The sequence below is a fragment of the Streptomyces yatensis genome (genome assembly GCF_018069625.1).
Taxonomy (GTDB): Bacteria; Actinomycetota; Actinomycetes; order Streptomycetales; family Streptomycetaceae; genus Streptomyces; species Streptomyces yatensis.
The window spans coordinates 3186637-3205801 of record NZ_CP072941.1 but is presented as its reverse complement, the minus strand read 5'-3'; the positions used below and the strand labels follow the sequence as shown (position 1 = coordinate 3205801).

At 73.1% G+C, this 19165-nt stretch carries 15 protein-coding genes and 1 riboswitch; of the genes, 11 read left to right on the top strand and 4 right to left on the bottom strand.

All coding sequences use genetic code 11. From position 1 onward, the window contains the following. Positions 1–152 precede the first annotated feature (152 nt). Positions 153–476 (top strand): tetratricopeptide repeat protein, encoded by a 324-nt coding sequence (locus J8403_RS12885; RefSeq protein ID WP_246585825.1) that lies wholly within the window; start codon positions 153–155, stop codon positions 474–476. Between the two features lie 376 nt (positions 477–852). Here J8403_RS12885 and J8403_RS12880 read toward each other — a convergent pair whose 3' ends face one another. Further along, positions 853–3306: a DNA gyrase/topoisomerase IV subunit A gene (locus tag J8403_RS12880; RefSeq protein WP_211123323.1), complete on the bottom strand. Its 2454-nt coding sequence runs from the start codon at positions 3304–3306 to the stop codon at positions 853–855. A gap of 313 nt (positions 3307–3619) precedes the next feature. On the opposite strand from J8403_RS12880, the gene J8403_RS12875 reads away from it, so the two are divergent. The 4 genes from J8403_RS12875 to J8403_RS12860 all read left to right on the top strand — a co-directional run bounded on the left by J8403_RS12875 (position 3620) and on the right by J8403_RS12860 (position 8662). Then, a complete protein-coding gene (locus J8403_RS12875) occupies positions 3620–4981 on the top strand; it encodes a M16 family metallopeptidase (RefSeq protein WP_211123322.1) in 1362 nt (453 codons plus the stop codon). 20 nt (positions 4982–5001) lie between these two features. Beyond that, positions 5002–6384, top strand: coding sequence for a M16 family metallopeptidase (locus J8403_RS12870; protein ID WP_211128220.1), 1383 nt, complete (start codon positions 5002–5004; stop codon positions 6382–6384). Positions 6385–6697: 313 nt separating this feature from the next. Beyond that, positions 6698–6861: riboswitch (cyclic di-AMP (ydaO/yuaA leader) on the top strand. A 14-nt stretch (positions 6862–6875) separates the two neighbouring features. Continuing rightward, the gene (locus tag J8403_RS12865; protein WP_211123321.1) at positions 6876–7670 is read left to right on the top strand and encodes a M23 family metallopeptidase; all 795 of its coding nucleotides are present in this window, start codon (positions 6876–6878) and stop codon (positions 7668–7670) included. Between the two features lie 224 nt (positions 7671–7894). Beyond that, the gene (locus J8403_RS12860) at positions 7895–8662 is read left to right on the top strand and encodes a GntR family transcriptional regulator (RefSeq protein WP_246585824.1); all 768 of its coding nucleotides are present in this window, start codon (positions 7895–7897) and stop codon (positions 8660–8662) included. 195 nt (positions 8663–8857) lie between these two features. Here the strand turns inward: J8403_RS12860 and J8403_RS12855 are convergent, their stop codons facing one another. Then, complete coding sequence (locus tag J8403_RS12855; protein WP_020867963.1) at positions 8858–9139, bottom strand: HPr family phosphocarrier protein; 282 nt, start codon at positions 9137–9139, stop codon at positions 8858–8860. A gap of 190 nt (positions 9140–9329) precedes the next feature. Here J8403_RS12855 and J8403_RS12850 point away from each other — a divergent pair, with 190 nt between their 5' ends. The 4 genes from J8403_RS12850 to J8403_RS12835 all read left to right on the top strand — a co-directional run bounded on the left by J8403_RS12850 (position 9330) and on the right by J8403_RS12835 (position 14860). Further along, positions 9330–12272 carry a bifunctional acetate--CoA ligase family protein/GNAT family N-acetyltransferase gene (locus tag J8403_RS12850; protein WP_211123319.1) on the top strand — a complete coding sequence of 981 codons (2943 nt, stop codon included), beginning with the start codon at positions 9330–9332 and terminating at the stop codon, positions 12270–12272. A 62-nt stretch (positions 12273–12334) separates the two neighbouring features. Further along, entirely contained in the window at positions 12335–12931 is a 597-nt protein-coding gene (locus tag J8403_RS12845) for a DUF5998 family protein (RefSeq protein ID WP_211123318.1), read from the top strand. Further along, positions 12931–14172 (top strand): alkaline phosphatase family protein, encoded by a 1242-nt coding sequence (locus tag J8403_RS12840; RefSeq protein WP_211123317.1) that lies wholly within the window; start codon positions 12931–12933, stop codon positions 14170–14172. The genes J8403_RS12845 and J8403_RS12840 overlap by 1 nt, the downstream gene beginning before the upstream one ends. A gap of 43 nt (positions 14173–14215) precedes the next feature. Further along, complete coding sequence (locus J8403_RS12835) at positions 14216–14860, top strand: thymidine kinase (protein ID WP_211123316.1); 645 nt, start codon at positions 14216–14218, stop codon at positions 14858–14860. A gap of 55 nt (positions 14861–14915) precedes the next feature. Here the strand turns inward: J8403_RS12835 and J8403_RS12830 are convergent, their stop codons facing one another. Further along, on the bottom strand, positions 14916–15689 hold the full coding sequence (locus J8403_RS12830) for a VOC family protein (RefSeq protein WP_211123315.1): 774 nt from the start codon (positions 15687–15689) through the stop codon (positions 14916–14918). Positions 15690–15976: 287 nt separating this feature from the next. Between J8403_RS12830 and J8403_RS12825 the strand changes: the two genes are divergently transcribed. Further along, positions 15977–16813 carry a sulfurtransferase gene (locus J8403_RS12825; RefSeq protein ID WP_211123314.1) on the top strand — a complete coding sequence of 279 codons (837 nt, stop codon included), beginning with the start codon at positions 15977–15979 and terminating at the stop codon, positions 16811–16813. A gap of 90 nt (positions 16814–16903) precedes the next feature. On the opposite strand, the gene sepH is transcribed toward J8403_RS12825, so the two are convergent. Further along, positions 16904–17986, bottom strand: coding sequence for a septation protein SepH (gene sepH, locus J8403_RS12820; RefSeq protein ID WP_211123313.1), 1083 nt, complete (start codon positions 17984–17986; stop codon positions 16904–16906). A 356-nt stretch (positions 17987–18342) separates the two neighbouring features. Here sepH and J8403_RS12815 point away from each other — a divergent pair, with 356 nt between their 5' ends. Next, positions 18343–19164, top strand: coding sequence for a hypothetical protein (locus tag J8403_RS12815; RefSeq protein WP_211123312.1), 822 nt, complete (start codon positions 18343–18345; stop codon positions 19162–19164). Position 19165: the final 1 nt, after the last annotated feature.

Sequence of the window (19165 nt, the reverse complement as noted above, 5' to 3'; positions counted from 1 at the left end):
TCGCGTGCCTGCCGTTCCATGGGGTGGGAACCAGGCGCGACAATGGCGCTCCGGGGGTGGAGGGGGCGGATATGGGTGGTTTATGGGCGCGGTGGCGCAGGCGCCGGGGGAGACGCGGGGCACGCGCGCTGGACCCCGGGCTGAGGGCGAGGGTGCGGGCGGCCTACGACGAGGGGCGGCCGATCCCCGAATCGCTCGCCCGTAAGGCGGCCGAGGCCGGTGATCCGCGGGGAATGACCGTCTACGGCATCGGGCTGGGCGAGCGGGGCGCGTACGCCGAAGCGGTCCACTGGCTGGGGAAGGCCGCCGCGACGGGTGACCTCTCGGCCATGGTGGTGCTCGGCACGGTCCATCTGGACCACGGTGAGCTGCGCGAGGCGGAGCGGCACTTCCGGCGGGCGGCGGACCGCGGCCACGCCGGTGCGCGCCTCGCCCTCCGGCAGCTGCGCGCCCGGCGCAACGGCAGCGGCCACTGACAGCTGTGGCGTGGCCCTCCGCCGTCCACGGGGGCCGGGCCTTCCGCCGTCCACGAGGGTCGGGCCTTCCGCCGTCCACGGGGGTCGGGCCTTCCGCCGTCCACGAGGGTCGGGCCTTCCGCCGCCGCCGTCCCGGGGGCGCCGGAGCCAGGAGAGCGAACGCCGCGGCAGCCCATGAACGCCGCGGGGCGCGAGTGAACGGCGAGGGCGCCCGTGAATACCGCGGGCACCCGTGAACGCCACGGGGCCCATGAACGCCACCAGGGCTGGTGAACGCCACGAGGGCCCTGAACGCCCCGGCCCCCGTGAACGGCGACGGGCGCGGCACCCTCGTGGTGCCGCGCCCCTGCCGCGTGCTCGTCCTGCTCGTGCCGGGCTACACCGGCCCGGCCACCACCGCCACCGGCTTGGCGAGCGGCTCACCCGAGCCGTCCCGGCGCGGGTCGATGTCCGGCAGTGCCGCCGGCGTTCCGTTCGCCCCCGCCGCGCGGGCCGGGGTCGCGCCCGCCCAGGCCAGGACCAGGATGTCCTCGCCCTTCAGGAACCGCTGGCAGCGCACCCCGCCCGTGGCCCGGCCCTTGCGCGGGTACTGGTCGAAGGGGGTGAGCTTGGCCGACTGCTGCACCGAGTCATCGAGCGTGCCGCTCGAGCCCGCGATCGTGAAGACCACCGCGTCGCTCGCCGGGTCGACGGCCGTGAACGAGATCACCTTCGCGCCGGAGGCGAGCTTGACGCCCGCCATACCGCCCGCGGCGCGGCCCTGTGGCCGCACCTGGCTCGCCGCGTAGCGCAGCAGCTGGGCGTCGTCGGTGATGAAGACCAGATCCTCCTCGCCGGTGCGCAGCTCCACCGCGCCCACGATCCGGTCGCCCTCCTTGAGGCCGATGACTTCCAACTCGTCCTTGTTGGCGGGGTAGTCGGGGACCACGCGCTTGACAACGCCCTGCTCCGTGCCGATCGCGAGCCCCGGTGAGGACTCGTCCAGGGTGGTGAGGCAGATCAGTTCCTCGCCCTCCTCCAGGGAGAGGAACTCGGCGATGGGCGCTCCACCCGCCAGGTTGGGCGGCCCGGCCGACTCCGGGAGCATCGGGAGGTCGATCACCGTGAGCCGCAGCAGCCGCCCGGTCGAGGTCACCGCCCCCACGGATCCCCGGGCCGTCGCCGGGACCGCCGAGAGGATCACATCGTGCTTGGCGCGCTTGGCCTTCCCCTCGACCGGGAACGGCTCGCCGTCGGCGGTACGGGCCAGCAGCCCGGTGGAGGACAGCAGCACCCGGCAGGGGTCGTCCGCGACCTCGAGCGGCACCGCGGTCACCGGTGCGTTCGACGACTCCAGCAGCACCGTGCGGCGCGGGGTGCCGAACTTCTTGGCCACCGCGGCCAGTTCGCCGGAGACCAGCTTGCGCAGCTCCGCGTCGGAGTCGAGGATCCGGGTCAGCTCCTCGATCTCGGTGTTGAGCCGGTCGCGCTCCGACTCCAGCTCCAGCCGGTCGAACTTGGTCAGCCGGCGCAGCGGAGTGTCCAGGATGTACTGCGTCTGGACCTCGGAGAGGCCGAAGCGCTCGATGAGGGACCGCTTGGCCTCGGCCGCGTTGTCGCTCTGCCGGATGAGGCGGATGACCTCGTCGATGTCGAGGAGGGCCACCAGCAGACCCTCGACCAGGTGCAGCCGGTTGCGCCGCTTGGTGCGGCGGAACTCGCTGCGCCGCCGGACCACGTTGAAGCGGTGGTCGAGATAGACCTCCAGCAGCTCCTTGAGCCCCAGCGTGAGCGGCTGGCCGTCCACCAGCGCCACGTTGTTGATGCCGAAGGACTCCTCCATCGGCGTGAGCTTGTAGAGCTGCTCCAGCACGGCCTCGGGGTTGAAGCCGTTCTTGACCTCGATGACCAGCCGCAGCCCGTGCTCGCGGTCGGTGAGGTCCTTGACGTCCGCGATGCCCTGCAGCTTCTTCGCGCCGACCAGGTCCTTGATCTTGGAGATGACCTTCTCGGGCCCCACGGCGAAGGGCAGCTCGGTGACGACGAGGCCCTTACGGCGGGCCGTCACGTCCTCCACGGCCACCGTGGCGCGGATCTTGAAGGTGCCGCGCCCGGTCTCGTACGCGTCCCGGATGCCGCTCATGCCCACGATCCGGCCGCCGGTGGGCAGGTCGGGGCCCGGCACATGGCGCATCAGGGTGTCGAGGTCCGCGCCCGGGTGCCGGATCAGATGGCGGGCGGCGGCGATGACCTCGCCCAGGTTGTGCGGCGGCATATTGGTCGCCATGCCGACCGCGATCCCGGACGTGCCGTTGACCAGCAGGTTCGGATAGGCGGCGGGGAGGGTGACCGGCTCCTGCTCACTGCCGTCGTAGTTCGGTGAGAAATCGACCGTTTCCTCGTCGATCGACTCCGTCATCAGCGACGTCGCCGACGCCATCCGGCACTCGGTGTACCGCATCGCGGCGGGTGGGTCGTCGTTGCCCAGCGAGCCGAAGTTCCCGTGGCCGTCGACCATCGGCAGGCGCATGGAGAACGGCTGCGCCATGCGCACCAGCGCGTCGTAGATCGACGCGTCGCCGTGCGGATGGAGCTTTCCCATCACCTCACCGACGACGCGGGCGCACTTGACGAAGCCGCGCTCGGGGCGCAGCCCCATCTCGTTCATCTGGTAGAGGATGCGGCGGTGCACGGGCTTGAGCCCGTCACGGGCGTCGGGCAGCGCGCGCGAGTAGATGACCGAGTAGGCGTACTCGAGGTAGGAGCCCTGCATCTCGTCGACGACGTCGATGTCGAGGATGCGCTCCTCGAAGTCGTCCGGCGGCGGGGTCTTCGTGCGGCGGCGGACCATCGCGCTTGCGGCTCCTTCAACTGCCGATACGGGATCTGACGCGGACCATTGTGGCCCGGGCCGCCGACAAGTGTGGAACGGGCCGGGGCGACGAGGGCCGGAGCGGGCCCCGAAACCGGGTGCGGCGGCCCCGTGTGACGGCCTCTCGAAGGGCGAGGTCCGGCGCCCGAGAGGCCGCCGAAACGGTTCGGGGCAGCTCGGGCGGACGGGAACGGACCGGAACTTCGCCAGATGTCCGTCCCCTTGCATACAGTGACAGAAGCGCTGCGCATGCGGCTGGCACGCGCTCCATCACGCGATCGAAGGGACGTACATGCCCATGGGTCACACGGCCACGCAGCAGGCCGGCTCCGGCGGCCTGAAAGCGACCGAGCACCGCCTGGCCAATGGCCTGCGCGTGGTGCTCTCCGAGGACCATCTGACCCCGGTCGCCGCGGTCTGTCTGTGGTACGACGTCGGATCGCGCCATGAGGTCAAGGGGCGCACCGGCCTGGCTCACCTCTTCGAGCACCTGATGTTCCAGGGCTCCGCGCAGGTGACCGGCAACGGCCACTTCGAGCTGGTGCAGGGGGCCGGCGGCTCGCTCAACGGCACGACCAGCTTCGAGCGCACCAATTACTTCGAGACCATGCCCGCCCACCAGGTCGAGCTCGCCCTGTGGCTGGAGGCCGACCGGATGGGGTCCCTCCTGACCGCGCTGGACGAGGAGAGCCTGGAGAACCAGCGCGACGTCGTCAAGAACGAGCGCCGCCAGCGGTACGACAACGTCCCGTACGGCACCGCCTTCGAGAAGCTCGTCTCCATGGCGTACCCCGAGGGCCACCCGTACCACCACACCCCGATCGGCTCCATGGCCGACCTGGACGCGGCCTCCCTGGAGGACGCGCGGGAGTTCTTCCGCACCTACTACGCGCCGAACAACGCCGTGCTGTCGATCGTCGGCGACATCGACCCCGAGCAGACGCTCGCCTGGGTCGAGAAGTACTTCGGCTCCATCCCCTCCCACGACGGCAAGCGGCCGCCCCGCGACGGCACGCTCCCGGAGGTGATCGGCGGCCAGCTGCGCGAGGTCGTGGAGGAGGAGGTCCCGGCCCGCGCCCTGATGGCCGCCTACCGGCTGCCGCACGACGGCACCCGGGAGGCCGACGCCGCCGATCTGGCGCTGACCGTCCTCGGCGGCGGGGAGTCCTCCCGGCTCCACAACCGCCTGGTGCGCCGCGACCGCACCGCCGTGGCCGCCGGATTCGGCCTGCTGCGGCTGTCCGGCGCCCCCTCGCTGGGCTGGCTGGACGTGAAGACCTCCGGCGGTGTCGAGGTGCCGGCCATCGAGACCGCCGTCGACGAGGAGCTGGCCCGCTTCGCCGAGGAGGGGCCGACCCCGCAGGAGATGGAGCGGGCGCAGGCCCAGATCGAGCGCGAGTGGCTGGACCGGCTGGCCACGGTCGGCGGCCGGGCCGACGAGCTCTGCCGGTACGCCGTGCTCTTCGGCGACCCGCAGCTGGCGCTGACCGCCGTGGAGCGGGTGCTCGACATCACCGCCGAGGAGGTGCGGGCCGTGGCCGCGGCGCGGCTGCGCCCCGACAACCGCGCCGTGCTGGTCTACGAGCCCGTCCAGGGCGACGAGGACGCAGCCGACACCGCCGAGACCGACGCAGAAGGGGAGGCGGCCCAGTGAGCGACGCCGTCACCGCGACCATGACCTTCCACCCGCAGCCCAAGGGCGGCGCGCCCAAGCCGTGGGCGTTCCCGGCCCCCGAGCGCGGTGAGCTGGCCAACGGCCTGACCGTGCTGCGCTGCCACCGCCCCGGCCAGCAGGTCGTCGCCGTCGAGATCAATCTGGAGGCGCCGCTGGACGCCGAGCCGGCCGGGCTCGAAGGCGTCGCCACGATCATGGCGCGCGCCCTGTCGGAGGGCACCGACAAGCACGACGCCGAGGAGTTCGCCGCCGAGCTCGAGCGCTGCGGCGCCACGCTGGACGCGCATGCCGACCACCCCGGCGTCCGCGTCTCCCTGGAGGTCCCGGTCTCCCGGCTGCCCAAGGCGCTCGGTCTGCTGGCCGACGCCCTGCGCGCCCCCGCCTTCCCGGACGGCGAGGTCGAGCGGCTGGTGCGCAACCGGCTGGACGAGATCCCCCACGAGCTGGCCAATCCGGCCCGCCGCGCCTCGATGGCCCTCTCCGCGGCCCTCTTCCCGGCCGAGTCGCGGATGTCCCGGCCGCGCCAGGGCACCCAGGAGACCATCGAGGGCATCGACGCCGCGGCCGTGCGGGCCTTCTACGAGGCGCATGTCCGCCCCTCCACGGCCACCGCCGTGATCGTGGGCGACCTCACCGGGGTCGACCTCGACGGGGCGCTCGCCGACACCCTGGGCGCCTGGACGGGCGGGGCGGGCGCGCCGCGCGCGGTTCCCCCGATCGTCGCGGACGACCTCGGCCGTGTGGTGATCGTCGACCGGCCGGGCGCGGTGCAGACCCAGCTGCTCATCGGGCGCGTCGGCGCCGACCGCCATGACCGGATCTGGCCCGCGCAGGTGCTCGGCACGTACTGCCTCGGTGGCACCCTCACCTCCCGCCTCGACCGTGTGCTGCGCGAGGAGAAGGGCTACACCTACGGGGTGCGCGCCTTCGGCCAGGTGCTGCGCTCCGCGCCCCCTGCGCCCTCGGGCGGCTCCGCGGGCGCCGCCATGCTGGCGATCAGCGGCTCGGTGGCCACCGAAGTCACCGGGCCCGCGCTGGAGGACCTCTGGAAGGTGCTGCGCACGCTGAAGGAGGAGGGGCTCACCGACGAGGAGCGCGATGTCGCGGTGCAGAACCTGGTGGGCGTCGCCCCGCTGAAGTACGAGACGGCGGCGGCCGTCGCGGGCACTCTCGCCGACCAGGTCGAGCAGCATCTTCCGGACGATTTCCAGGCGCAGTTGTACGCCCGCCTCGCGGAGACCGGCACGGTGGAGGCGACCGCCGCGGTGGTGAGCGCCTTCCCGGCGGACCGGCTGGTCACGGTGCTGGTCGGGGACGCCTCGGCGATCGAGGAGCCGGTCCGGGCGCTGGGCATCGGCGAGGTGCGCGTCATCTCCGGCTGAACCGCCCGGAGTTGGCCGATTGGCCGGATCCGGCCGAGGAGCCGACGACCAGGCGGGCTCACTGACGATCCGGTCCGCTGACGATCCGGGTCCGCTGACGATCCGGCAGGCGGTCCGGTCAACGGGCTCACAACGGAAGGACCCTGGCCCCGTAAGGGTGTCGGGGTCCTTCCTTCATGCCCGATTTGCGGGAGTGACAGCTTGTTTGGTTTGTGGGGAGAGCAACAAAAAACCGGAACCGTTTGGTGATCGAAAGCGGGCCCGTTTAGCGTCAGTCCGGCTGTTCGCCAGCAACCCGCCGCACCCGCGGCACGGACAGTCATCGCCGAGTCCCCGTACGGCGCGAGCCAGGGGAGCCGGGGACCCACACGTCCCCAGGGGTGAATCGGGCCCCTTCCCCGGCCGGGGGAGGAGTCCGTAGGAGACCTTCCTGCTCCGAACCCGTCAGCTAACCCGGTAGGCGAGAAGGAAGGAAAGGAGTGCGCCTCAGCATGGCGTCCACCCGCACTGCCACCGGGAAACACCGCCGCACCACCAAGGTCAACGTCCGCACCGGCGCGAACGTCGTGGGCATCACCACCGTCGCCTCGGGTGTGGTCGCCGGGCTCACCGGACAGGCGTTCGCGGCCGACACGGCCCCCAGTCCCCGGCAGACCGGTCTGACCCAGGCGATCGTGATCGGCGACGGGATCGCGGACCACATCGAGGACCAGGCGCAGGCCCAGGAGACCGCCGCCGAGCAGGCCGCCGCCAAGGCCAAGGCGGAGGCGATCGCCCGCCAGGAGGCCGCCAGAAAGGCGGAGGCCGCGGCGAAGAAGGCCAAGGCCGAGCGCGAGGCCAAGGAGCGCGCGGCGCGCGAGGCCGAGCGCAAGCGGCTCAACACCTTCGAGACGCCGATCAGCGGCTCCTACGTCTCCACCGGCTACCACGCAGCCAGCGGACTGTGGTCCTCCGGCAGCCACACCGGCATCGACTTCCACGCCTCCTCCGGCACCTCGGTGCACTCCGTGGGCATGGGCGAGATCGTCGAGGCGGGCTGGGGCGGCTCCTACGGCAACAACGTCGTCATCAAGATGAACGACGGCACCTACACCCAGTACGGCCACCTGTCGTCGATCAGCGTCTCGGTCGGTCAGAAGGTCACCCCCGGCCAGCAGATCGGCCTGTCGGGCGCCACCGGCAACGTCACCGGGCCGCATCTGCACTTCGAGGCCCGCACCAGCCCGGACTACGGCTCGGACATCGACCCCCTGGCGTATCTGCGCTCGCACGGCGTCAACGTCTGACCCCGCGAGGCTGGGCGCACACCCGCGGTCCCGCGAGACTTCCGAGAAGGCCCCGTCCACCGGACGGGGCCTTCGGCGTGCCGCCGCCCGCCGGCCAAAAAATATCCATGAAATGCACTCCGCCATCGGAAAAGACGTCCGATGGGAATAGAGTCGTTCAACGCGCGTTCCATGGATGCGTTTCGCGGGCATTAAGGCGGAGGTTCGACAATGTGGGACCGGAAGTGAGCGGGGATACGACCGCGGTCCAGGGCGGTCGCCGGATTTCGGCGCATGCGGTGTGCACGGCGATTCGCGACGACATCGTCTCCGGCACCTATCGGCCCGGCAGCCGGCTCACCGAGGAACTTCTCGCCCGGCGTTACGGCGTCTCGCGGGTGCCGGTCCGCGAGGCCCTGCGCACCCTGGAGTCCGAGGGCTTCGTGACGACCCGGCGGCACGCGGGGGCCTGCGTCGCCCAGCCCTCCGAGCGCGAGGCGGCCGATCTGCTGGACATCCGGGCGCTGCTGGAGCCGCTGGGCGCCGCGCGGGCCGCACAGCGCCGCACCGAGGCCCATCTGAAGGTACTGCGCGGGCTGGTCCGGCTCGGCCGGGAGCGGGCCGGGCACGGCCGTCTCGGCGAGCTGCGGCCGCTGGGTGACTGGTTCCACGAGACGCTCGCCCAGGCGTCCGGCAGCCCGAGCCTGGCCGCGATGCTCGTCCAGCTCCGCCGCAAGACCGCGTGGGTGTACGCGGCCGCCCCCGCGCCGCAGCCCGCACCGCCCGGGGGCGTCCGGCGCCCCGACCCGGCCCCCGACCCGGCCGCGCGGGCCGTGGAGACCTGGGCGGAGCACGGTGCGCTGGTGGACGCGGTGGCGCGCGGCGACGCCGACCGGGCGCGGGCGCTCGCCGCCGCGCACACCGAGCGCGCGCTGGCGGAATACCGGTCGCGCCGCCCCATCCCGGTGAGGGCTTCGAAACATTCCGTAAACACGGCGAGCGGCCGGAATTAACAGCGATCCCGTAGACAAGGCTCGGGAATTCTCCGCGTTTGTTTCGCGGCGCCCGGTTCCCGGTCCGCCGAGTCCGGATGGAAACGGAAAAACAGCGGGGCCGCGGTGGCCGTAATGGTCACCGCGGCCCCGCCGTGCCGAACCCTTGAATCACACGGGAATCACTCAGGAATCACCGGTGAATCGGGCGGTGGATCAGACGGTCTCGGGAAGCTCCTCGAGGCCCTCCGCCACCAGCTTCGCCAGCCGGTCGAGCGCGACCTCGGCATCGTCCGCGTCGGAGGCGAGGACGACCTCCTCGCCGCCCTGGGCGCCCAGGCCCAGCACGGCCAGCATGGAGGCGGCGTTGACCGGGGTGCCGTCGCCCTTGGCGATCGTGATGGGGACGCCGGCGGCGGTGGCCGCCCGGACGAAGATCGACGCAGGGCGGGCGTGCAGGCCCTCGGCCCAGCCGATGGTGACGCGGCGCTCAGCCATGGTGTTGCCCTTCAGGTGTGACGGGTGCTGTTGTCTAGACCAAAATCATACGGTGTCCGGATTCACCCGGTCGATGTCCGAGTGAGCCCGGGCATGCCCGGACTGGCCCGATACGGACCTTCCCCCGACACTCGGCCCCGACGCAAGGGTGTCCACCATCCGGACCGGGTGGGCCCGTACCCTGGGCCCCATGCGGAGCCCGTCGGACCATCACGCCTACCCGACCCACTGGGAAGCCGATGTGGTGCTCCGGGACGGCGGCACGGCCCAGATCCGTCCCATCACCCCTGATGACGCCCAGCGGCTGGTCAGCTTCTACGAACGGGTGTCGGACGAGTCGAAGTACTACCGCTTCTTCGCGCCCTACCCCCGCCTGTCCGACCGCGACGTCCACCGCTTCACCCACCACGACTACGTCGACCGGGTGGGCCTGGCGGCCATCGTGGGGGATGAGTTCATCGCCACCGTGCGCTACGACCGCATCGACGGACGGGGGATGCCGGCCGCGGCCCCCGCCGACGAGGCCGAGGTCGCCTTCCTCGTCCAGGACGCCCACCAGGGCCGCGGAGTGGCCTCCGCGCTCCTCGAACACATCGCCGCGGTCGCGCGCGAGCGGGACATCCGCCGGTTCGCCGCCGAGGTGCTGCCCGCCAACACCAAGATGATCAAGGTGTTCACGGACGCGGGCTACACCCAGAAGCGCAGCTTCGAGGACGGCGTCGTCCGCCTCGAATTCGACCTCGAACCCACCGACCGCTCCCTGGCCGTCATGCGCGCCCGCGAGCAGCGGGCCGAGGCCCGCTCCGTCCAGCGGCTGCTCGCGCCCGGCTCCGTCGCCGTCATCGGCACCAGCCGCACGCCCGGCGGCGTCGGCCGCACCGTGCTGCGCAACCTCCTGGACGGCGGCTTCACGGGGCGCGTCCACGCCGTCAACCACGCCTTCCCCGACGACATGGCGCATCTCGCGCCCGAGGGCGTCCCGGCCCACCGCTCGCTGCGCGCCATAGAGGAGCCCGTGGACCTGGCCGTCGTCGCCGTCCCCGCCGAGCGGGTGCCCGCCGTCGTGGCCGAATGCGGCGAACACGGCGTCCAGGGCCTCGTCGTGCTCTCCGCCGGATACGCCGAGAGCGGGAGCGAGGGCCGCGACCGGCAGCGCGACCTCGTCCGCCAGGCCCGGTCCTACGGCATGCGCGTCATCGGCCCCAACGCCTTCGGCATCAGCAACACCGCCGAGGGCGTCCGGCTGAACGCCTCGCTGTCCCCGCAGCTGCCCAACCCCGGCCGGCTGGGCCTGTTCACCCAGTCCGGGGCGATCGGCATCGCGCTGCTGTCCGGGCTGCACCGGCGCGGCGCCGGGCTGGCGAGCCTCGCCGGGATCGCGGGGATATCGACCTTCGTATCCGCCGGGAACCGCGCCGACGTCTCGGGCAACGACCTCCTCCAGTACTGGTACGACGATCCGCGCACCGACGTCGTCCTCATGTACCTGGAGTCGATCGGCAACCCCCGCAAGTTCACCCGGCTCGCCCGGCGCACCGCCGCCGTCAAGCCGGTGGTCGTCGTCAAGGGCGCCCGCCACACCGGCAGCGCCCCCACCGGCCATGCCGTGCCCACCACCCAGATCCCGGACGCCACCGTCTCCGATCTGCTGCGGCAGGCGGGCGTCATCCGGGTCGACACCGTCACCGAACTCGCCGACACCGGGGTGCTGCTCGCCTCCCAGCCGCTGCCCGCCGGTCCGCGCGTCGCCATCCTCGGCAACTCCGAGTCGCTCGGCCTGATCACCTACGACGCCTGCCTGACCGAGGGGCTCCGCCCGCTGCCGCCCCGCGACCTGACCACGGCCGCCGCCCCGGACGACTTCCGGCGCGCCCTGGCCGAGGCCCTTACCGACGACGCCTGCGACGCCGTCGTCGTCACCGCCATCCCCTCGGTCGGCGACGGAAACGCGGGCACCGGGGACGGCGAGGGCAGCGCGGAGGCCCTCGCGACGGCCGTGAGGGAGGCGGCCCACGCTTCCGGGCCCGGTCCGGCCAAGCCGGTGGCCGTGGTCCACCTGGAGATCCAGGAGCTCGCGGAGGCCCTGGCCGGCACCGGCGGTGAGCCCGCCCCGGGCACCCGCCGGATCCCCGCCTATCCCGCCGCCGAGCGGGCCGTGCGCGCGCTCGCCGAGGCCGTGCGGTACGCGCGCTGGCGGCAGGAGGCCGCCGAGCCCGGGCGGGTCCCCGAGTACGACGACATCGACGAGGCGGGTGCGGCCGCCGACATCCAGGTGCTGCTCGCCCCGGCCGACGGCACCCCGGGCGACGGCACTCCGGCCGACGGCACTCCGGCCGACGGCACGGGCGGCGGGACCGGCGACGGCAAGCGCGAAGCCACAAGAGGCGGGCCCGGCGACGGTAAGGCCGACGGCGCGGGCCTCGGGCCCGCCGACGACGCGGGCCTCGGCGTCGAGCTGTCCGCCGCCGACACCCAGCGCCTCCTGGCCCGCTACGGCGTCAGCGTGCTGCCCGCCCTCCCCGCGCCCGACCCCGACGCCGCCGTGCGGGCCGCCGAGCGGCTCGGCTTCCCGGTCGCGCTCAAGCCCACCGCCGCCCATCTGCGCCACCGCGCCGACCTGGGCGGGGTACGTCTTGAGCTGGGCAGCGAGACGGAACTGCGCCGGGCCTACGCCGAGTTGACCGACTACCTGGGCCGGCCCGAGGAACTGGGGCTGGTCGTGCAGCGGATGGCGCCCCGCGGCGTGGACACCGTCGTACGGGCCGCCATCGACCCCGCCGCCGGGGCCGTGCTCTCCTTCGGGCTCGCCGGGGCCCCCTCCGAACTGCTCGGCGACACCGCCCACGGCCTCGTCCCGGTCACCGGCCGGGACGCCGCGGAGCTGATCCGGTCCATCCGGACCGCGCCCCTGCTGTTCGGCTGGCGCGGCTCCAAGCCGGTGGACACCGCGGCCCTGGAGGAGCTGGTGCTGCGGGTGTCCCGCCTGGTGGACGACCATCCCGAGATGGTCGCCGTCGATCTCGAACCCGTCGTCGTCGCCCAGCAGGGCCTCTCCGTGCTCGGCGCCTCGGCGCGACTCGCCCCGCCGCCCCCGCGCACCGACCTGGGTCCCCGCCATATGCCCGCCTACTGAGCCCCCCGGCGCCTTGGCGGGCACCGGCGCCGGTGTCGGCGCGGCCCCGTAGGATGGTGCACATGGCGAAGACCGGTACGACGACCCAGGGGCTGCGCGCGGCGATCGAGCGCAGCGGCTATTACCCGGCACTCGTGGCCGAAGCGGTGGAGGCCGCCGTGGGCGGTGAGCCCATCGTGTCGTACCTGGTCCACCAGGAGACCACCTTCGACGCCAACGAGGTCCGCCGCCATGTCACGGTGCTGGTCCTCACCGGCAACCGCTTCATCGTCAGCCACACCGACGAGCAGGCCGCGGACGGCACCTCCCCGTCGCCGTACGCCACCACCTCCACCGAGTCGGTGAAGCTCCAGCGGATCTCCTCGGTCGTGCTCAGCCGGGTCGTCGCCAACCCCGAGTCGTACACACCGGGCACACTGCCCCGCGAGGTCGTGCTGACCATCGGCTGGGGGGCCGTCAGCCGCCTCGACCTGGAGCCCGCCGCCTGCGGCGACCCCAACTGCGAGGCCGACCACGGCTACACCGGCTCCTCCACCGCCGACGACCTCAGCCTGCGCGTCAGCGAGGCGGGGGACGGCCCCGACACCGTCCGCCAGACGCTCGCCTTCGCCCAGGCGCTCTCCGAGGCCACCGCGGCCACGCCGGACGCCGGCCGCTGATGTCCGGCTCCACCACCGGCCCGCCGCCCTCCGCCGCCTCCCTCTGGCCCGAGCCCACCCCGCTCGACCCGCGCTCCGCCCCGCTGCCGAAGTACGGCACCGGCTCGCTCGCCGATCTGCTGCCCGCCGTCGCCGCGGGCCAGGAGGTCCCCGGGCTCTCCTCCGGCCTGGCACTCGCGCCCGCCGACCGCGTCTGCGTCTTCCTTGTCGACGGCCTCGGCTGGGAGCTGCTGCGCGCCCACCCCGGCGAGGCGCCCTTCCTGACCTCGCTGCTGCCCAGTTCGCTGGGCGGCTCAGGGCAGCCGCTCACCGCGGGCTTCCCGTCCACCACCGCGACCTCGCTCGCCTCGGTGGGCACCGGACTGCCGCCCGGAGCCCACGGCCTGCCCGGCTATACGGTGCGGGACCCCGCCACCGGCCAGCTGATGAACCAGCTGCGCTGGCAGCCCTGGACCGATCCGCACGCCTGGCAGCCGTATCCGACCGTCTTCCAGCTCGCCGACGCCGCGGGGGTGCACACCTGCCAGGTCTCCGCGCCGACCTTCGCCGAGACCCCGCTCACCAAGATCGCGCTGAGCGGCGGCACCTTCCACGGGCGGCTCACCGGTGAGGACCGGATGGACCTCGCGGCCGAGCAACTCGGCGCCGCGGGCCGCTCGCTCGTCTACACGTACTACAGCGAGGTGGACGGCAAGGGGCACCGCTTCGGTGTGGACTCGCCCGAGTGGCGTGATCAGCTCCGCTATGTCGACGGGCTCGCCCAGCGCCTCGCCGAACAGCTCCCGCCCCGCTCGGCGCTCTATGTCACCGCCGACCACGGCATGATCGACATCCCCTTCGACCCGGAGTCGCGCATCGACTTCGACGAGGACTGGGAGCTGCGCGCGGGCGTCTCGCTGCTGGGCGGCGAGGGCCGCGCCCGCCATGTGTACGCCGTGCCCGGCGCCGCGGGCGATGTGCTGGCCGTCTGGCGCGAGGTGCTGGGGGAGCGGATGTGGGTGGCCGGTCGTGACGAGGCCATCGAGGCGGGCTGGTTCGGCGGGCCCGGCGGTGCCGACGGCGGCGACAAGGGCGTCGACGACCGGGTCTACCCGCGGATCGGCGACATCGTGGCCGCCGCCCGCGACGACGTCGCGATCGTCGCCTCGCACACCGAGCCGAAGGAGTCCGCCATGGTCGGGCTGCACGGTTCGATGACCCCCGTGGAGCAGCTGGTGCCGCTCCTCGAAGTACGCTCCTGAGCAACCCCGTTCACCCCCGCCCTACGAAAGGCTCCGCCTCCCCATGCCCGAGCTGGTGTTCTTTTCCGGAACGATGGACTGCGGAAAGAGCACCCTCGCTCTGCAGATCCAGCACAACCGCTCGGCGCGAGGGCTCCAGGGGATGATCTACACCCGGGACGACCGGGCGGGCGAGGGCAAGCTCTCCTCACGGCTGGGGCTGGCCACCGAGGCGGTCGAGGTCGCCGACGACCTGGACTTCTACGACCATGTGGTCCAGGCGCTGACCGCCGGGGGCCGGGTCGACTACGTCATCGTGGACGAGGCGCAGTTCCTGACCCCGCCCCAGATCGACCAACTCGCGCGGGTGGTCGACGATCTGGAGCTGGACGTCTTCGCCTTCGGCATCACCACCGACTTCCGCAGCAAGCTCTTCCCCGGCTCCCAGCGCCTGGTGGAGCTCGCCGACCGGGTGGAGGTGCTGCAGGTGGAGGCGCTGTGCTGGTGCGGCGCCCGGGCGACGCACAACGCCCGTACCGTCGGCGGCGAGATGGTCGTCGAGGGCGCCCAGGTCGTCGTGGGCGACGTCAACCGGCCGGAGAGCGAGGTCGGTTACGAGGTGCTGTGCCGACGCCACCACCGGCGCCGGATGACGGCCGCCGGAGCGCGCGTCGCCGCCCTGTCGCCGGATGTGCTGCCCGTCGACTGAGGGGCGTCCCGTGGATTGGCCCCTCGGCCCCCGGCCCTCCGGCCGGCGCTCCCGCCTATCCCTCGGCGCGCCGTACGACGGTGAAGGCGGCCCCTTCCGGGTCCCGCACCGTGGCCCGGTGGCCGGTGGCTCCTCGCGACGGCGGCCGCACCACCTGGCCGCCCAGCTCGGTCACCCGGCGCACCGTGTCGTCCACGTCCTCCACCGCGAAGTGCGTCATCCAGTACGGGCCCCGGTCGCGGGGCAGGGCATCGCCCACGCTCTGGATCGCGCAGACCGGCCGGCCGTCCAGGTGCAGGGTGCGGCAGCCCGGCTCCTCCCCGGCCGCCGTCTCCGCCTGGTAGCCGAAGACCATCCGGTAGAACTTGTGGACCCCGGTGCCCTCACGGGTCAGCAACTCGTGCCAGACCGGGGTGCCCGGCGCCCCGGTCTCCTCCGCCGCGTACGTGGACTCCTGCCACACCCCGAACACCGCGCCCTCGGGGTCGGCGGCGATCAGCATCCGGCCGGCCTCGTCGGCGTCCAGCGGGCCCACCGCCACGGTGCCGCCGCAGGCGCGGATCATCTCGGCGGTCTCATCGGCGTCGTCGGACGCCAGATAGGTCGTCCAGGCCACGGGCAAATGGCGTTCGGGAGGCAGCTCGCTCAACCCGGCGACGGGCCGGCCGGCCTGGACCGCGCGGACATACGCGCCGAGCTGCTGTGGGCCCGGTGTGAACTCCCAGCCGAACAGGGAGTGGTAGAAGTCCTGTGTCGCGGCAAGGCTGTGCACCATCAGACTCGTCCAGCAGGGCGTGCCCGGTGTGCGCCGAGTCGCTGCCTCGGTCATACGTCATTCTCTCCTCGGACCATCGTGGTGGACATGCGGCCCCGGGCCGGTCGGCGGCGCGGGGCGGTCGTGCGGAGGTGCTGATGCGGGGGGCCCGACCGATGTTTTCACCACCTGTCGCACATGGCGCCCTGGCGGAACCGCAATTCGTCGTGCCCCGCAGCAGAATGTCTGAATTGCTACCGCACGTCCGTTTCGGCTTCATTGCGCTCTGGTGTCACCCAGCCGTACACCGGGTGACCGGGTGGTCCAATCGACGCAGAGATATCTACGCAAGGATGGTTCCTATGCATGCCATCATCACCGCATCCGATCTCATGAGTGAGCTGGCGGAGGAGCAGCCTCCGCTCCTGCTCGATGTGCGCTGGCAGCTCGGTGGGCCGCCCGGCCGCCCCGCATACGAGGCGGGGCATCTGCCGGGTGCCGTCTACGTCGATCTCGACACCGAGCTCGCGGCCCCGCCCGGAAAGACCGGCCGCCACCCCTTGCCCGATCTTTCCGCGTTCGCGGCCGCGATGCGCCGGGCCGGGGTAAGTCAGGACCGGCGCGTAGTGGCGTACGACGGCGGACAGGGGTGGGCGGCGGCGCGCGCGTGGTGGCTGCTGCGCTGGGCGGGACATCCGTCCGTCAGGGTGCTCGACGGAGGTCTGCCCGCCTGGACGGCGGTCGGCGGCGCCCTGTCCACCGATGAACCGGCCGGGCCCGAGGGCGACTTCGTCCCGCGGCCCGGGGCCCTGCCGCTGCTGGAGGCCGACGACGCGGCGGCGCTCGCGCGGCGCGGGGTGCTGCTGGACGCGCGTGCGGCCGAGCGCTACCGGGGCGAGGTCGAGCCCATCGACCCGGTCGGCGGCCACATCCCCGGCGCGGTCTCCGCTCCCACGGTGGAGAACGTCACCGCCGACGGTCACTTCCTGCCCGCCGACCGGCTGGCCGAGCGGTTCGCGGCCCTGGGTGCCACCGAGGACGCCGAGGTCGGGGTGTACTGCGGCTCCGGGGTCTCGGCCGCGCACCAGGTCCTGGCGCTGGCCGTCGCGGGCGTACCGGCGGCGCTGTACGTCGGCTCCTGGAGCGAATGGTCCTCGGACGGCGGCCGTCCGGTGGCCACGGGCCCCGAGCGGGGCTGAACACGCCGACGGGCCCCGCCACCGGCATACGGTGGCGGGGCCCGGATCGGCCGCCGCCGGCCGTGGTGCGGCCGGCGGCTTCCTTCGCCGCTACTCCTGCTTCTTGCGGCGGGTGCCGAAGACGATCTCGTCCCAGCTCGGCACCGCGGCCCGGCGGCCCGGGCGGACGCCGTCCGCCTCCGCCTGCCGGTCCGTCGTACCGGTCAGCCGGTCGCGGTGGCCCGCCACCGAACGCGGCATCAGCACATCCGCGTACGCCGAACCCGCGCTCGCCGCGGAGGCGGGCGGCTCGACGGCCTCCGGCTCCTCGTCGGGCTCCTCCGGCGGGGCGGCCGAGGCGACGGGCGCCTCCGGCACGACCATGTCGCCCCGGAAGTTGGGCACGGCCTCCAGCAGGCTGGTGAGCGAGTCCCGCTCACCGAGACCGTCGTCCAGCGAGGCGGACGCGGGCGTGGCCGCCGGGGAGTCGTCGTCGATGCGCTCGGACGACGGCCGGTCGCGGTCCCGATCCCGGTCGCGCGGCAGCCGGGCGATCCGCGGCACGAACGGGAAGCTGGGCTCGGGCGTGTCGTCGGCCTCGCCGATCAGCGCCCGCGCCTCGTCGTCCACCGCCTGGACCAGCCGCCGGGGCGGGTCGTAGGTCCAGCTCGCCGAGTGCGGCTCACCGGCGACCCGGTAGACCAGCAGCACCTCCCAGGTGCCGTCGTCGCGCCGCCAGGAGTCCCACTGCGTGGTGTCCTTCTCGGCGCCGCGCAGCAGCAGCCGCTCCGCTACGGCCTCGCCGAGCTGCGGTCCGGTGTTCTCGCCGGGGCGGCGCACGGGAGTCTTACGGGCGCGCTCGGCCATGAAGGCGCGCTCCGCCAGCACCGGGCCCTCGAAGCGCCGCACGCGGTCGACGGGGATGCCCGCCATCTGCGCGACCTCTTCGGCGGTGGCGCCGGCACGTATACGGGCCTGGATGTCACGGGGCCGCAGATGGCTCTCGACCTCGATCTCGATCTGGCCGAGCCGAGCGCGGTCATTGCGCACCGCGGCGCGCAGTCGCTCGTCGATGGGAAGCGTGTACTCCGTGCTGTCCGCAGCCTTGAGCACCAGCCGTGTGCCGTCGTTGCTGACGGCCACGACACGCAGTTCGGGCATGGGGACCTCCCGGGTGGTGCCTGCCGACGTCACGGTTGCGTCGCTGCTCTCCCGCTAGACGAGTGTGGCCTGCCCGGGTGCAGCCTGCCACAACTTTGCCGAGTTGCCCGGGCCGGTTGGTTGCCGCCCTCTGACCCCTCCCGTTGGGTCCGGGCGGCCGGACGGGAAAGCGGGGCCAGGGCTCGCCACAGTACTCCATTCGGGCCGCTCGGGTGGAGCGGCACGCCAGCCGAGTTCATGGCGGGAAGGGGGATCGGAGCCTGAATCCTTCGAAGTGAGGCCCAATTTGGGTGGCAAGTTTCACAGAATCGACAGAATCGGAACGATCTGCTTCGTTTATCGGTCACTTCTCCCTGCAGGCTGGAACGAATGTCCAAGCGAGGCGGTAGATGCACGGCAAGGCCGACGGCGACGGACAACTCAAGAGCGGACGGATCGAGCTGAGCGTGGCCCATGTGGCCGGCAGCGCGCTGGCGGCCATCGCCGCCGCGGTCCTCGCCTCCAAACTCGGCGTCTACGGGACGATCCTGGGTGCCGGTGTGATGAGCGTGGTGGCGACCGCGGGCGGCACGGTCTTCCAGCATCTGTTCCACCGCACCGGTGAGCAGATCAAGGAGGTGCGGGTCCAGTCGGTGCCCCGGCGGCCCGCCGGGCCCGTCACGCTCCGGCGGAAGGGCGCGGACGGCGAGTACGGCGAGCCGACCACCCACGGCACCCGGCTGCGCGGCCGGCGGCGCCACGTCCTCGGGGCGCTGGCGGTCTTCGTGCTCGCCATGAGCGTCATCACGGGGATCGAGATGTTCTCCGGAGGCCCGGTGTCCAACGTCTGGGGGGAGAGCCGGAGCGGAACCACCGTCAGCGACAGCGTCGACGGCTCCTCCGGGTCGCGTTCCACCCCCGGCCCCGGGCGCCGCGGCCCGGCCGCGCCGTCCCGGAGCCCCGGCACCTCCCGGGGCGGTGGCGATCCGGCACCGTCCCCGCGCACCTCCCGCGAGGGCGGCACGGCCGACGTGTCGACCGTACCGACGCCCGGTTCGTCCGGATCATCCGAGTCCGGCAAGGGCTCCGGCACCGGGGGCACAACGGCCCCCGGCACCTCCGCGCCCGCCACCCCCGGCGCGTCCCGGACCCCGTCCGGCGGTGCCACGGAGGACGGAACGGATGGTTCCGGGGACGCCACGCCCCCGCCCGGCGCCACCGGCGGGCCGTGAC

Bases quoted from the DNA above. Each gene is read 5' to 3' on its own strand.
- J8403_RS12880 (WP_211123323.1), bottom strand. From the start codon at position 3,306: ATGGTCCGCCGCCGCACGAAGACCCCGCCGCCGGACGACTTCGAGGAG.
- J8403_RS12875 (WP_211123322.1), top strand. From the start codon at position 3,620: ATGCCCATGGGTCACACGGCCACGCAGCAGGCCGGCTCCGGCGGCCTG.
- J8403_RS12870 (WP_211128220.1), top strand. From the start codon at position 5,002: ATGACCTTCCACCCGCAGCCCAAGGGCGGCGCGCCCAAGCCGTGGGCG.
- J8403_RS12865 (WP_211123321.1), top strand. From the start codon at position 6,876: ATGGCGTCCACCCGCACTGCCACCGGGAAACACCGCCGCACCACCAAG.
- J8403_RS12855 (WP_020867963.1), bottom strand. From the start codon at position 9,139: ATGGCTGAGCGCCGCGTCACCATCGGCTGGGCCGAGGGCCTGCACGCC.
- J8403_RS12850 (WP_211123319.1), top strand. From the start codon at position 9,330: ATGCGGAGCCCGTCGGACCATCACGCCTACCCGACCCACTGGGAAGCC.
- J8403_RS12845 (WP_211123318.1), top strand. From the start codon at position 12,335: ATGGCGAAGACCGGTACGACGACCCAGGGGCTGCGCGCGGCGATCGAG.
- J8403_RS12840 (WP_211123317.1), top strand. From the start codon at position 12,931: ATGTCCGGCTCCACCACCGGCCCGCCGCCCTCCGCCGCCTCCCTCTGG.
- J8403_RS12835 (WP_211123316.1), top strand. From the start codon at position 14,216: ATGCCCGAGCTGGTGTTCTTTTCCGGAACGATGGACTGCGGAAAGAGC.
- J8403_RS12830 (WP_211123315.1), bottom strand. From the start codon at position 15,689: ATGACCGAGGCAGCGACTCGGCGCACACCGGGCACGCCCTGCTGGACG.
- J8403_RS12825 (WP_211123314.1), top strand. From the start codon at position 15,977: ATGCATGCCATCATCACCGCATCCGATCTCATGAGTGAGCTGGCGGAG.
- J8403_RS12815 (WP_211123312.1), top strand. From the start codon at position 18,343: ATGCACGGCAAGGCCGACGGCGACGGACAACTCAAGAGCGGACGGATC.